This window comes from Pseudomonas sp. NPDC089422, assembly GCF_044749405.1.
In the GTDB taxonomy this organism is placed as follows: Bacteria; Pseudomonadota; Gammaproteobacteria; order Pseudomonadales; family Pseudomonadaceae; genus Aquipseudomonas.
Genome location: NZ_JBIVHW010000001.1, coordinates 394,170 through 408,163, shown reverse-complemented (window position 1 = coordinate 408,163; position 13,994 = coordinate 394,170). Strand labels below are relative to the sequence as shown.

Here is a 13,994-nt window from a genome sequence, read left to right as displayed (position 1 = left end):
TACCTGGCAGCCTGCCGGCGCCGTTCATTGCACGGGGCTTGCCTGTGAGCCGCGTCGCTCTGGCATCGGCACTGTTCATCACGCTGGCTCCGGTGGCCGCAAACGCCCTCGAAGTACGTATCGACCCACACGCCGACCTGCTTTACCGCCAGGCGCTGCCGCTGCTGGAGCAGGCCGACACGCCAGATGACAACAGCACCCTGCGCACCGCCATGGGCGTCGACCCGGAGCTCAACCGCCAGGGCCGGGCGCTGGCACACACCCTGCCGACGGCCGTGGCCCTGCTGAAAAAATCGGTAGAGCTTGGCCACCCGGTGGCGCAGTATCGCCTGGCGCTGTACTACACCACCTACCTGCCAGCTGCACAGATCGCCGATGCCGCCTGCCCGCTGCTGGAAGCCAGCCTGAAACAGGGCTTTGCACCGCCAGCGACTGCAATTGCCACCTGGTGCCCGCCCTACAATGCCAGCCAGGCCTACCGCGAAGACCTCGAAGCGATCCCGAGCATGGCGACCCTGTACGCGCCTTACTACCCGCAGCCAGCCGCACGCCTGGCCTGCAGCCGCGACCATCCGCAGGGCCTGCAGATGCAGTGGGGGCGCCAGCGCGACTACCAGGCCGAGATCTACCGGCTGCTGGGCGAGCTCGACCCACAGCACCGCCAGGCACTGCTGCAGAAGGCCGTGGACATCAATGGCTGCGTGGCGGCGCAGCATCGGCTGAGCAGTCGCCGCTGAGCGCTTGCCCTGTACCGCCGACAGGGCCGGCACAGCCAGCAAACAAGCAAGATCGTTCAAGCCATCCGCCCCGTGGCTCTGTCATGCTGCCCTACCTCGCAAAATGTGTCGCAGCCATCATGCCCAGCAGTCCCCCCATCGCTCGCCAAGCTTTTCTGCACGGCGCCATCGCCATCCTGCCGCTGTCCCTGGCCGTCGCCCCCTGGGGCCTGCTCGCCGGCTCCATGGCCATCGAGGCCAACCTCAGCGCCTGGCAAGGCCAGGGGCTGTCGGCGATCGTCTTCGCCGGTGCCGCGCAGCTGGTGGCCATCGGCATGCTCAAGGGCGGCGCCAACCTGCTGTCGATCCTGCTCACGACCCTGCTGCTGACGTCCCAGCACCTGCTCTATGGCCTGTCCATGCGCCCGGTGCTGTCCAACCAGCCGTTGCGCTGGCGACTGGGCCTGGGCTTCCTGCTCACCGACGAATTCTTCGCCCTCACCAGCCACTACGACCAGCAGCAGTTCAATCGCTGGTACGCCCTGGGCGTGGGCCTGACCTTCTACGTCGCCTGGAACCTGTTCACCCTGGCCGGCATCGTGCTGGGCCAGAACATCCCGCACCTCGACCAGCTTGGTCTGGACTTCTCCATCGTCGCCACCTTCGTCGCGCTGATCGCGCCATTGGTGCGCAACCTTGCCACTGTGGTGTGCGTGGCGGTGTCGCTGTTCTGCTCGGTGCTGTTCAGCTACTGGCACTGGGAAACAGCCTTGGTCGCCGCCGGCCTGCTGGGCATGGCTGCTGGCTTCGTCTGCCAGAAATTCACCGGAGGCCGCCCATGATCTGGCTGCTGATTTTCGCCATGGGCGCCGTGGTATTCCTCAACCGCTACGCCTTCCTGGAACCGCGCCTGCCCTTGCGCCTGAGCTCGAACGCCCGGCAGTTCCTCGGCTTTGCCGTGCCCGGCATGCTCACGGCGATCTGTGGGCCGATCATCTTCCTGCCCGGCCACCAGCTCGACCTGAGCCCGCTCAACCCCTATCTGCTTGGCGCGCTGGTGGCCGTTGCGCTGGTGCTGTTGACCCGCAGCGTGTTGCTGAGCATGCTGGTGAGCATGTTGATCTTCTTCCTGCTGCGCAGCTGGCTGGCATGAGCACGCCCCTGCGCGAACAGACCCACCTCTGGCAGGCGCCGGCCCTCGGCGACGTCGAGATGCTGCACGCGCGCTACTTTCAGCAGCGCTTCGCCCCTCATGTGCATGAAGGCTATGTGTTCACCGTGATCGAGTCGGGGGCGCAGCGCTTCTGGCACCGTGGCAGCGAGCACCTGGCGCCGGTCGGCAGCATGGTGCTGATCAACCCGGACGAACTGCACACCGGCGCCACCGCCCACGAAGCCGGCTGGCGCTACCGGGGTTTCTATCCGGAGCATGAACGGGTGACTGGCGTGCTGGACGAACTGGAACTGGGCCGGCACGGCATGCCGCGCTTCAAGGACAGTGTGATCCAGGACCCGGCCCTGGCGCGGGCCTTCAGCCAGCTGCATCAGCTGTCGGAAGCCGGCGCCAGCGCCCTGGAGCAACAGACCGCCTGGCGCCAGGCGGTGCTGGCACTGGTGCAGCGCCACGGCCATTGTCCGGAACCCACCTCCCCCGGCAACGAACCGCTGGCGGTAGCGCGTGCGCGGGAGCTGCTGGAAAGCCAGTTGGCGGACCCGCCGTCGCTGGAAGCCCTGGCCGCTGCGGTCAATCTTTCGCCGTTCCACTTTGCCCGGGTGTTCCGCCAGGCCACGGGCCTGCCGCCCCATGCCTGGCTGAAGCAACGGCGCCTGGCGCGAGCACGGGAATTTCTGAAAAGCGGCCTGGCGGCCTCTGACGTAGCCTTTACCCTGGGTTTTGCCGACCAGAGCCATTTGAGCCGGCAGTTCAAGCAGGCCTTTGGCGTGACGCCGGGCGCCTATCGCAGCGCCTGCCTGCACAGCTAGCGCCTGTGACGCCAGGCCTCAGGCAAGCTGGCCAGCCACTGCTACACTGACAGAGCAGAACGGAGGATCTGTCATGTCCGAAAGAGAGCTCACCACCCTGATATCGCTGATGAACCAGCGCCAAGCCTGCCTGAGCAGTGCCTGCAAGGAAATTGCCGACTGGATCGACCGCCAGGGCGATGTGCCCGCTGCGGGCAAGATCCGCGCCAGCCTGAAAGCGCTGGAGGCTGATGAGGCCCAGGTCCGCAAGACCCTGACCTCACTGACGCTTGAAAGGCCGCTGCCACGCTTCCGTAGCTGAAGCGCGCTGCACATGAAAAAGGGCCGCTGTTGCGGCGGCCCTTTAGTCGGTCAGTCGGTCAGTCGGTCAGTCGGTCAGTGGTTCATGTGCATGTGGTCATGCCCACCGCCGGCCTCGGCGTTGAGTGGGCGCACTTCTGCCTGCACCTCGACGGTTTCCTTGGCGCCCTTGGCATCTTCGATGGTCAGGGTCAGCGGTACTTTCTCGCCTTCTTTAACCTGCTGGGTCAGGCCCATCAGCATCACGTGGTACCCGTTGGGGTCCAGGCTTACCGGCTTGCCCGCAGGCAGATCCACGGCCTTCACTTCCTTCATGCCCATCACGTCGCCGTTCATGGTCATCTCGTGCACCTGCACGGTCTTGGCCACCGGCGAAGCAACACCGACCAGCTTGCTGTCGGTGCTGGCGGTCAGGGACATGAAGGCGCCAGTGGACGGCTGGTGCGGCACGCTGGCGCGTACCCAGGCGTCGCTCACGGTGGTCTGCGCCAGGGCCGGCAGGGCCAGGCCCACCAGTACCAGGGCGGCCAGGCCGCGCTTGATTGGTTGCATCGACATTCAGCAGATCTCCATCAGGGTTGCCAGGTCTTCAGCGCATTCCTTGGCATTCAGCGAATGGCCCAGGCTCAGGCGCAGGGTGCCACGTGTATCGTAGACGTAGCTGGTGGACGAGTGAGAGATGGTGTAGGTGTCACCGGCCGGGACCTTCTCGTAGAACACCTTGAACTCCTTGGCCACCGCGGCGATTTCTTCCGGGGTGCCGGTCAGGGCGGTGAACGACGGGTCGAAAGCCTTCACGTAGGCGTCGAGTACCTCGGGGGTGTCGCGCTCCGGATCCAGGGTGATGAACACCACCTGGAAGATCTCGCGATCACGGCCCCTGAGCAGCTTCTTGATCTGTGCCGCACGCGCCAGGGTGGTCGGGCAGACGGCCGGGCACTGGGTGAAACCGAAAAAGATCATAGGCATGCTGCCGTAGAAGCTCGACAAAGTGCGGACATTGCCCTGGGGGTCCTTGAGGCTGAACTTGCGCCCAAGGATCTCGTTGCTCATGTTCTTGCCGTACTTGAACTCAAGCCCCCGGGCCGGGTTGCAGCCTGCCAGCAGGCCGAGCCCGAGAACGCCCATCCCGGCGATAACCGCGCGCCGGGTAAACTGATCATTCATGAAACCATCCTTTAGAGGGAAGGTGCCGGCCCTCGGGACGGGCCGGTCGAAAAACCGGGGCATTCTGGCATGACACCCGGTGGGCTTCTACCCGACCAAGGCGCTGATGGCCCGCAGCCCTTTGAATACGGGCTGCGGCCTGTTGTCGCAGGGGTTGAAACCGTAACACTTTGTTGCTAGGCCTTGACCTGGAAAGATCAGTAGTAGGCGTTCTCTTTCTGACTGTGGTCAGTCACGTCACGCACGCCCTTGAGTTCCGGAATGCGCTCGAGCAGGGTGCGCTCGATGCCTTCCTTGAGGGTCACGTCGGCCTGGCCGCAGCCTTGGCAGCCGCCACCGAACTGCAGCACGGCGATACCGTCGTCGACCACGTCCACCAGGCTCACCTGGCCGCCGTGGCTGGCCAGGCCCGGGTTGATCTCGGTCTGCAGGTAGTAGTTGATACGCTCGTTGATCGGGCTGTCTTCGTTGACCATCGGCACCTTGGCGTTCGGCGCCTTGATGGTCAGCTGGCCGCCCATGCGGTCGGTGGCGTAGTCGACCAGCGCGTCTTCCAGGAACGGCACGCTGACCGCGTCGAGGTAGGCGGTGAAACTCTTCAGGCCGACCGGCTCGTCGTCGGGCTTCTCTTCGCCCGGCTTGCAGTAGGCGATGCAGGTCTCGGCGTACTGGGTGCCCGGCTGGGTGATGAAAATGCGGATGCCGATGCCAGGCGTGTTCTGCTTGGAGAGCAGATCGGCCAGGTAATCATGGGCGGCGTCAGTAATGGTTATAGCGCTCATGGAAGTTCCTCACAGACTTGCGGCCAAGTGTACGCCAACCTGGCCTTTGTACAAAGTCCTAGTATTTGACTCGGGAAAGCGCAAATTCGTGAGTTTGCTCCCGTGGCGCCGCGAGCCAGGCCTGCATCCGCCGGTACAGCCCGCGCTCCAGCCACTGATAGCTGAACCACGACATTAGTCCAATGGACGGCACGCACACGGCGAACACCAGGTACGGGTTCAGCCGCAGGCGCTGGCTGGCGAACCAGCCGGCATACAGCACCAGCACGTGGATCAGGTACACCGAGTAGGAACAGTCGCCCAGCGCCTTGAGCAGGCGGTTGCCCTTGAAGTACGGCTCCAGGGCAATGAACGCAAGCACGATCATGGCGCTTGGCACGCCCCAGTGCAGCAGGCGTTGCGAAGCGTCCAGGTGATAGATCGCATAGCCTGCCACCCCCAGCACCGCCAGCGGCAGCCACAGGCCCTCGCGGATCAGGCCGCGACGATGGATCACGCCCAGGCCGATGCCCAGCAGGAACTCGTAAATGATGTCGTTGTTGTAGAAGCGGCTTAGCACGCCCATGCGGCCGAGCACTTCACTGACCAGCAGCAGCGCAGCAGTCACCAGCAGCAGGTGGTGGCGCTGGCGCACCAGGAAGGCCAGGCCGAACAACAGGTAGAAGAACATCTCGAAATTCAGCGTCCAGCCCACGTTCAGGGTCGGGTACAGACCGTAACCGCCGGGGTTTTCCGCCGGGATGAACAGCAGCGACAGCAGCAGGTGATGCCAGTTGAAGGCCTGGTGCGGCATCCATTGGCTGAAGGCCAGCAGCAGCGCCGCCATCAGCGCGGTGTAGAACCAGTAGGCCGGGACGATGCGCAGGGCCCGGTTGAGCAGGAACTGGCGCGGCTCCATGGGCTTGTCGCGGGTCGAGAGGTAGATCACCAGGCCGCTGATGACGAAGAAGATGTCGACGCCCACGGCGCCACGGTCGGTAAGCAGTTGGCCGATGGGGCCGGTGGCATGGAAGTCGAAGAAGATCTGCATGAAATGGTGGCAGACCACCACCCAGGCGGCGAACGCCCGCAGTGCCTGAAGCGAATACAGCATGGAATACCTGCGATTGCCGGTGCATTGAGGCCCGGAGGCTGTAACAGCCTCCGGACCACCTACCGGTTCCGACCGCAGCGTATTCGCAAAGGTCAGTCGACCCGATCAGAGGTTCTCGTAGCGGTTCATGTCCAGCACCCCGTCCTCCACCGGTTCGGTTTCCTTGATGTAGGTGCTGAGGTCATGGAAGTAGCGCCAGAACTCCGGGTGGCTGCGGCGCACACCCCAGCGCATGACGATGCGCTCGAACTTCGCCGGGTCATCCTTGGCGTACTCCATGTCCTCGACAAATTCCGGCACGTCCTTGGCCGGGATGTTGAAGATGAAGTTCGGGTAACTGCTGAGCACGCCCGGGTACAGAGTCAGGGTGTCCAGCCCCGGCTGGTAGCGGTACGCCTCGCCAAGCAGGAACGCCACGTTGCTGTGCGCGCGGTTGCGCAGCAGGCTGTAGACCTGGCGCTGGCCGCCCTCGCCTTCGATGCGCAGCATGGTCGCCTCGGGCAACTGGCCGATCACCTTCAGGCCGGCGGCCGGGCGCGACACCAGGCGGCTCAGCGACTGCTCGACGTTGCGGAATTCCTCGCTCATCTGCGGCCGCGAGCAATAGGCGCCGGTGCAGCGGTTGATCGGGTCTGGCGCAGCGTTCAGGCTGCCGGTGCGCTGCAGCAGTTTCAGGCCAAAGTCGCGCTTGGGGTCGCGCGGGTCGAGCTTGATGCCGCTCGGCGTGTCGGTGTCGATGTCCTCGTAGTCCAGCCACATCTTCACCTTGCCGCTGTTCTGGTACCAGCTGCCGAGGATCTTGCCACGCTGGTCGGCTGGCATCAGGCGCAGGAAGTTGACCTCGGCGCCGTTGCGGATCAGGTCGAAGTACAGGCGCGTCTGCAACTGGTGCGAAACGTTGCCGAACACATCGAAGTTGACCGCCAGCTGGTAATAGGTGCGCTCGAACAGCGGGTAGTCGAACAGCCACACGGTCAGCGGCACGTCACCGATCAGGCCCTTGGTCACCGAGGCGCTGTCGAAGTGGCGGAAAATGCTCAGCAGTGCGTTGTCGTTGCCGGCCCACAGGGTTGCCCAGCCCGGCGCCGGCATTTCGGCATAGGCCTCGCGGCGCAGTTTTTCGTAATCGTTGCGCTTGTCGCGGTAGGCATGCCACAGGTTCAGCACGCTGCCGACATCGTCGATCTGGCCCGGCATCGCCAGCAGCGGCGTGGCTTCACCACGGTACTTGGCATCGGTGATGTAGCGGTCGTGGGCCGGTTCCTGGAACAGCGCCCAGAAATTGTCGCGAATCACATCGGTGGCGATCTGCCCGCGGCACACCGGCCCACGAATGAAGGTGCGCACGAAGTACTCGGCGTTATCCAGCATGAACTGGTAGCGCGCCACCGCCGGAATCGCCTCGAAGGTTTCGAACGGGTTGGCCCGGTGGCGCGGGCCGTAACCCGGCAGCGCGGAGGCATGCCAGTCGCCGGCGTAGAACAGCTGCTTCACGCGCTTGAGCTTTTGCGGCCCCATCGGGTAGGTGATGTGGGTCTTGTGCACGATCACGCCCTGCACCGGAATCAGCCGGTAATAGAAGTCGGTGCCTGGCGGGTCGTTGGGGCGGCGCGTGGCGATGATGTCGACCGGTTTGCCGCTTGGCGTGCGCGAGCGCACCCATTGGAAGAAGTGGCCCTGCTCGCCGCCGACGAAGTAGATGTGCGCCAGGAACAGGTGCTCGTACAGCCAGCGGGCGACCAGCGCCTCGGTGGAACCCGGGCGATTGAGCAGCTCCTCCCAGTCGGCGATCTGCCTGGCCTCGACCGCACTTGGCTGGATCGGCTGGTACTCGACCGGCGCGCCGGCGGCCAGCCAGCGGCGCATCGTGTCGTATTCCTTGTCGGTCAGGCCGGTGACGGCCAGTGGCATGCCCTCCTTGGGGTGGGCGCCGGCATAGGCGTCGAACTCTTCGGGCAGCGGGCACATGTTGTTGCGGTTGAGCCCCAGGACGATCTCCTCGGGCAGCTTGGCGTTGGGCGTGAGCGGGGTCTTGTGCCCCAGTTCGAGCATGCGCGCCATCAGTGCCGCCTGGCTGCCCTGATTGTCGAGTACCGAATAGAAGCCCTTCTTGCGCCATTCATCTTCACTGTGGGCGTCGTAGAACAACCGCGTGGGGGGCACGGCCTTGCTGCGTTCGCCCTGGTACACCGGCACCTTGGTGGCACCGCGCACCGCGCCTTCGGGGCTTTCCAGCTTGAGCTGGCAGGCGGCGTCGTTGCAGGCGTGGCAGGCCACGCATTTCTCGGTGAAGATCGGCTGGATGTCCCGGGTGTAGGAAATGACCGGGCTCGACTGGGGGGCTTGCCCGAACGCCACGCTGCTGATGAGCAGAGCGAAGACGCTGACAAGGATACGATGCACCATGTGCGGAAAGTCCTGGGTTTTGAAAGCCATCACGATTTGCCTGGTCGTCCTTGGGTGCTCTGTTTGCATAACGTGCAGTGCGCCCGCTCAACATGAACAGAATTCATGCAAATAGGCAATGCGCCTAAAAACTGCGCAGCTTTGTTATGATTCGGCACCTTCTGATATTTGCCCGACCAGGTAGTTCCTATGTCCGACCGCAGCGCTCGTCTCCAAGCACTCCAGCACGCACTCAAAGAGCGCATCCTGATCCTCGACGGCGGCATGGGTACTATGATCCAAAGCTATCGCCTCGAGGAACACGACTATCGTGGCACGCGCTTCGCCGATTGGCCAAGCGACGTGAAAGGCAACAACGACCTGCTGCTGCTCAGCCGCCCGGACGTGATCGCCGCGATCGAGAAAGCCTACCTGGATGCCGGCGCCGATATCCTCGAAACCAACACCTTCAATGCCACGCAGATCTCCCAGGCCGACTACGGCATGGAATCGCTGGTCTACGAACTGAACGTCGAGGGTGCGCGCATCGCCCGCCAGGTGGCCGATGCCAAGACCCTGGAAACCCCCGACAAGCCACGCTTCGTCGCCGGCGTGCTCGGCCCGACCAGCCGTACCTGCTCGATTTCCCCGGACGTCAATGACCCCGGCTACCGCAACGTCACCTTCGACGAACTGGTGGAAAACTACATCGAGGCCACCCGCGGCCTGATCGAGGGCGGCGCCGACCTGATCCTGATCGAGACCATCTTCGACACCCTCAACGCCAAGGCAGCGATCTTCGCCGTGCAACAGGTGTTCGAGGACGATGGCATCGAGCTGCCGATCATGATCTCCGGCACCATCACCGATGCCTCCGGCCGCACCCTGTCGGGCCAGACCACCGAAGCGTTCTGGAACTCGGTGCGCCACGCCAAGCCGATTTCCGTGGGCCTGAACTGCGCCCTCGGCGCCAAGGACCTGCGCCCCTACCTGGAAGAGCTGGCGACCAAGGCCGACACCCACGTGTCCGCCCACCCCAACGCCGGCCTGCCGAATGCCTTTGGTGAATACGACGAAACCCCGGCCGAGATGGCGGCGGTGGTCGAGGAATTTGCTGCCAGCGGCTTCCTCAACATCATCGGCGGATGCTGCGGCACCACCCCGGGCCACATCCAGGCCATCGCCGAGGCCGTGGCCAAGTACAAGCCGCGCGAGATCCCGGAGATCGCCAAGGCTTGCCGCCTGTCGGGCCTGGAGCCGTTCACCATCGACCGCCAGTCGCTGTTCGTCAACGTCGGCGAGCGCACCAACATCACCGGCTCCGCCAAGTTCGCCCGGCTGATCCGTGAAGAGAACTACACCGAGGCCCTGGAAGTCGCCCTGCAGCAGGTCGAGGCTGGCGCCCAGGTGATCGACATCAACATGGACGAAGGGATGCTCGACTCCCAGGCCGCCATGGTCCGCTTCCTCAACCTGATCGCCGGTGAGCCGGACATCTCCCGCGTGCCGATCATGATCGACTCGTCCAAATGGGAGGTGATCGAGGCGGGCCTGAAGTGCATCCAGGGCAAGGGCATTGTCAACTCGATCTCCATGAAGGAAGGCGTCGAGCAGTTCAAGCACCACGCCCGCCTGTGCAAGCGCTATGGCGCCGCCGTGGTGGTGATGGCCTTCGACGAGGTCGGCCAGGCCGACACTGCCGCGCGCAAGAAGGAAATCTGCCAGCGCAGCTACGACATCCTGGTCAATGAAGTAGGCTTCCCGCCGGAAGACATCATCTTCGACCCGAATATCTTCGCCGTCGCCACCGGCATCGAAGAGCACAACAACTACGCCGTCGATTTCATCGAGGCCTGTGCCTACATCCGTGATCACCTGCCCCATGCACTGAGCTCGGGCGGCGTGTCCAACGTGTCGTTCTCGTTCCGCGGCAACAACCCGGTGCGCGAGGCGATCCATTCGGTGTTCCTCTACCACGCGATCCAGAACGGCCTGACCATGGGCATCGTCAACGCCGGCCAGCTGGAGATCTACGACGAGATCCCGGCCGCGCTGCGCGAGAAGGTCGAGGACGTGGTGCTCAACCGCACCCCGCACGGCACCGACGCCCTGCTGGCGATTGCCGACGACTACAAGGGCGGCGGCGCGACCAAGGAAGTGGAAAACGAAGAGTGGCGTTCGCTGCCCGTTGAAAAGCGCCTGGAACACGCGCTGGTCAAGGGCATTACCGCCTTCATCGTCGAAGACACCGAAGAATGCCGCCAGCAGTGCGCACGCCCGATCGAAGTCATCGAAGGCCCGCTGATGAATGGCATGAACGTGGTCGGCGACCTGTTCGGCGCCGGCAAGATGTTCCTGCCGCAGGTGGTCAAGTCGGCCCGGGTGATGAAGCAGGCCGTGGCGCACCTGATCCCGTTCATCGAAGCCGAGAAAGGCGACAAGCCGGAAGCCAAGGGCAAGATCCTCATGGCCACGGTCAAGGGTGACGTGCATGACATCGGCAAGAACATTGTCGGCGTGGTACTGGGCTGCAACGGCTACGACATCGTCGACCTCGGCGTGATGGTACCGGCCGAGAAGATCCTGCAGACCGCCCGCGAACAGAAGTGCGACATCATCGGCCTGTCCGGCCTGATCACCCCGTCGCTGGACGAGATGGTCCACGTTGCCCGCGAAATGCAGCGCCAGGACTTCCACCTGCCGCTGATGATCGGTGGCGCCACCACTTCCAAGGCGCACACCGCAGTCAAGATCGAACCCAAGTACAGCAACGACGCCGTGGTCTACGTCACCGACGCCTCGCGTGCGGTGGGTGTGGCTACCCAGCTGCTGTCCAAGGAACTCAAGCCCGGCTTCGTCGAGAAGACCCGCCAGGACTACGTGGAAGTGCGCGAGCGCACCGCCAACCGCAGCGCCCGCACCGAGCGCCTGAGCTACGCCCAGGCCATCGCCGCCAAGCCGCAGTACGACTGGGCCGGCTACCAGCCAGCGGTGCCCTCCTTCACCGGCGTCAAGGTGCTGGATGACATCGACCTGCGCACCCTGGCCGAGTACATCGACTGGACCCCGTTCTTCATCTCCTGGGACCTGGCCGGCAAGTTCCCGCGCATCCTCACCGACGAAGTGGTCGGCGAAGCGGCCACCGCGCTGTACAAGGATGCCCGCGAGATGCTCGACAAGCTGATCGACGAGAAGCTGATCAGCGCCCGCGCGGTGTTCGGCTTCTGGCCGGCCAACCAGGTTGCCGATGACGACATCGAAGTCTACGGCGAAGACGGCCAGGCCCTGGCCACCCTGCACCACCTGCGTCAGCAGACCATCAAGCCCGATGGCAAGCCGAACCTGTCCCTGGCCGACTTCGTCGCGCCGAAGGCCAGCGGCGTGACCGATTACGTCGGTGGTTTCATCACCACCGCCGGCATCGGCGCCGAGGAAGTGGCCAAGGCTTACCAGGACAAGGGCGACGACTACAGCTCGATCATGGTCAAGGCCCTGGCCGACCGCCTGGCCGAGGCCTGTGCCGAGTGGCTGCACGAGCAGGTGCGCAAGGAGCACTGGGGCTATGCCCGCGGCGAGCAGCTGGACAACGAGGCGCTGATCAAGGAGCAGTACAGCGGCATCCGCCCTGCCCCGGGCTACCCGGCCTGCCCGGACCACACCGAGAAGGAAACCCTGTTCCGCCTGCTCGATGGCACCGCCATCGGCGAAACCGGGCCGAGCGGCGTGTTCCTGACCGAGCACTTCGCGATGTTCCCGGCGGCGGCGGTCAGCGGCTGGTATTTCGCCCACCCGCAGGCGCAGTACTTTGCCGTGGGCAAGGTCGACAAGGACCAGATCGAGCGTTACAGCGCACGCAAGGGTCAGGACATCAGCGTCAGCGAGCGCTGGTTGGCGCCTAACCTGGGTTACGACAGCTAAGACCGCTGGGGCTGCACAGCAGCCCCAAAGGCCACCTACACTGTCCTTGATTGCCTCTGATTGTTCAGGAGCCACCATGGACGATTCAAGCCAGGGTAAACCCCCAACCTTCTGGCAGATGCTGCACAGCATCCTCGCCGCCGCCTTCGGCGTGCAGAGCGGCAAGAACCGCGCCCGCGATTTCACCCACGGCAAGGCCAGCCACTTCATCGTGATGGGCACGCTGTTCACCCTGGTGTTCATCGCCGTGCTGATCGGCCTGGTGCAACTGGCCCTGCACCTCACGGCCCACTGAGCGCTCTACAAAAACGAAAACGCCTGCGGGTATCCCTCCCGCAGGCGCTCTGGCGGCTTCACGGTCTTGAGTTTCAAGTCACTGGTGGCTGACCCAATACACGGCAGTGACCACCACCAGGACGATCAGGCAGAGGATCGCCCAGGCATCGACACTGCTGTCAGCTTTGCGGACCTTGGTAGAGTTTCCCATTGCATTGCCTCTTGTAGTGGTTATGGGAATGCACTTCACCACCAGCAGTTAAGACGAGCAGTGCCCTTCTCTCAAGCAAGGTCTTTCAATAGTCGACGGGTGACGTCAGAAACGGGTACTGGTAGCTCGGCGGACGCCCTTCGGCGCTGTAATGCTGGAAATCGACGCCGTAGTCGTCCCGTTCCAGCAGCTTCAGCCATCGCCGCGCCTTGGCCTTGTCGATTGACTGCAGCACCGGCAGCACGTGCTCACGTTTGCCATCGCGATTCACCTCCAGCCCCTGCGCATCGTCGTGCAGCAGCACCATGGCCCAGCCGCCCAGCGTGGTGTGCCCGCCCATCAACACGCCGAGGCGCCCTTCGATTCGCGCGCGCAAGGCTTCTGGCGAGCTGTTGACGGCGCCGAACATCACATCGCGCCCTGGCTTGCGCCCGGCTTCCTCGAACGCCTGCATGGCACCGAGAGCCATCTGGTCGTTGGCCGCCCACACCAGCCGGGTATTCGGGTAGCGCTGAAGCAATTGCTGCGCCTGCTCGTAGGCGCGCTCGCGGTTCCAGGCGCCGTATACCACCTGGCGCAGGCGCACCTGGGGGAAGTCGGCCAACGCCTGGCGCATGCCCTCCTCGCGCAACTGGGAAGCCGGAGTGGTCTTGACCCCGGCAAAGGCCACCAGGTCGATCGGCTCATTGTCGCGCGGCAGCAAGGCGACCATCTCGTGCAGCATGCGAAACCCCGCCTGCTCGTCATTGGCGGTCAGGGTACCGAGTATCTGCCCGTATCTGTCGGGCTGGGCCTGGATGCTTCTGGCCTGGCTGGCGGTGAGGCCGTTGTTGACCAGAAACAGCTTGACCCCGGTGCCCTGCGAGAGGCGGATGATCTCCGGCGCCACGTACTGTTCATTTACCAGTACCAGGTAGTCCGGCCGCTGCGGCCCCTTGAGAATCGCCCGGGCCTGGTTCATCGCCAGCGCGGCATCACGCTCGCTGTATTCCACCCGCAGGGTCATGCCCAGTTCATCGGCGGCGGCCTGCATGAAACGCGAGTAGCTGGTCCAGAACGTCTCGCCCGAGTGGCCAGGGTTGAGAAAGACCACCGAGGCGGCCTGAGCGGAGGCTGCCAGTGGCAGGCTCAGGCACAAGCTTTGGCAAAGCGCCTTGAGCATG

The 13,994-nt window shown here is 64.2% G+C and carries 13 protein-coding genes; 7 read left to right on the top strand and 6 right to left on the bottom strand.

Translation table 11 applies throughout. The features are described from left to right. Positions 1 to 38: 38 nt before the first annotated feature. The 5 genes from ACIPZ8_RS01860 to ACIPZ8_RS01840 all read left to right on the top strand — a co-directional run bounded on the left by ACIPZ8_RS01860 (position 39) and on the right by ACIPZ8_RS01840 (position 3,000). The gene (locus ACIPZ8_RS01860; RefSeq protein WP_400719304.1) at positions 39 to 737 is read left to right on the top strand and encodes a sel1 repeat family protein; all 699 of its coding nucleotides are present in this window, start codon (positions 39 to 41) and stop codon (positions 735 to 737) included. A 119-nt stretch (positions 738 to 856) separates the two neighbouring features. Further along, complete coding sequence (locus ACIPZ8_RS01855; RefSeq protein ID WP_110632103.1) at positions 857 to 1,558, top strand: AzlC family ABC transporter permease; 702 nt, start codon at positions 857 to 859, stop codon at positions 1,556 to 1,558. Next, complete coding sequence (locus ACIPZ8_RS01850; protein ID WP_027919859.1) at positions 1,555 to 1,869, top strand: AzlD domain-containing protein; 315 nt, start codon at positions 1,555 to 1,557, stop codon at positions 1,867 to 1,869. The genes ACIPZ8_RS01855 and ACIPZ8_RS01850 overlap by 4 nt, the downstream gene beginning before the upstream one ends. Further along, the gene (locus ACIPZ8_RS01845) at positions 1,866 to 2,699 is read left to right on the top strand and encodes an AraC family ligand binding domain-containing protein (protein WP_400719303.1); all 834 of its coding nucleotides are present in this window, start codon (positions 1,866 to 1,868) and stop codon (positions 2,697 to 2,699) included. Before ACIPZ8_RS01850 ends, ACIPZ8_RS01845 begins: the two co-directional genes overlap by 4 nt. A gap of 73 nt (positions 2,700 to 2,772) precedes the next feature. Then, positions 2,773 to 3,000 (top strand): hypothetical protein, encoded by a 228-nt coding sequence (locus ACIPZ8_RS01840; RefSeq protein ID WP_012313790.1) that lies wholly within the window; start codon positions 2,773 to 2,775, stop codon positions 2,998 to 3,000. Between the two features lie 74 nt (positions 3,001 to 3,074). Here the strand turns inward: ACIPZ8_RS01840 and ACIPZ8_RS01835 are convergent, their stop codons facing one another. The 5 genes from ACIPZ8_RS01835 to ACIPZ8_RS01815 form a co-directional block, all read right to left on the bottom strand. Continuing rightward, a complete protein-coding gene (locus ACIPZ8_RS01835) occupies positions 3,075 to 3,557 on the bottom strand; it encodes a copper chaperone PCu(A)C (RefSeq protein WP_400719302.1) in 483 nt (160 codons plus the stop codon). Then, positions 3,558 to 4,166 carry an SCO family protein gene (locus tag ACIPZ8_RS01830; protein WP_400719301.1) on the bottom strand — a complete coding sequence of 203 codons (609 nt, stop codon included), beginning with the start codon at positions 4,164 to 4,166 and terminating at the stop codon, positions 3,558 to 3,560. 197 nt (positions 4,167 to 4,363) lie between these two features. Next, positions 4,364 to 4,948, bottom strand: a complete 585-nt coding sequence (gene nfuA, locus ACIPZ8_RS01825; RefSeq protein ID WP_016393607.1) for a Fe-S biogenesis protein NfuA — start codon at positions 4,946 to 4,948, stop codon at positions 4,364 to 4,366. A gap of 58 nt (positions 4,949 to 5,006) precedes the next feature. After that, positions 5,007 to 6,041 (bottom strand): acyltransferase family protein, encoded by a 1,035-nt coding sequence (locus ACIPZ8_RS01820; protein WP_400719300.1) that lies wholly within the window; start codon positions 6,039 to 6,041, stop codon positions 5,007 to 5,009. 105 nt (positions 6,042 to 6,146) lie between these two features. After that, on the bottom strand, positions 6,147 to 8,447 hold the full coding sequence (locus ACIPZ8_RS01815) for a fatty acid cis/trans isomerase (RefSeq protein WP_400719732.1): 2,301 nt from the start codon (positions 8,445 to 8,447) through the stop codon (positions 6,147 to 6,149). A 189-nt stretch (positions 8,448 to 8,636) separates the two neighbouring features. Here ACIPZ8_RS01815 and metH point away from each other — a divergent pair, with 189 nt between their 5' ends. Continuing rightward, entirely contained in the window at positions 8,637 to 12,344 is a 3,708-nt protein-coding gene (gene metH / locus ACIPZ8_RS01810) for a methionine synthase (protein WP_400719299.1), read from the top strand. A 76-nt stretch (positions 12,345 to 12,420) separates the two neighbouring features. Next, a complete protein-coding gene (locus ACIPZ8_RS01805) occupies positions 12,421 to 12,639 on the top strand; it encodes a DUF2970 domain-containing protein (protein WP_103448030.1) in 219 nt (72 codons plus the stop codon). Between the two features lie 277 nt (positions 12,640 to 12,916). Here ACIPZ8_RS01805 and ACIPZ8_RS01800 read toward each other — a convergent pair whose 3' ends face one another. Next, positions 12,917 to 13,993, bottom strand: coding sequence for an ABC transporter substrate-binding protein (locus ACIPZ8_RS01800; protein WP_400719298.1), 1,077 nt, complete (start codon positions 13,991 to 13,993; stop codon positions 12,917 to 12,919). Position 13,994: the final 1 nt, after the last annotated feature.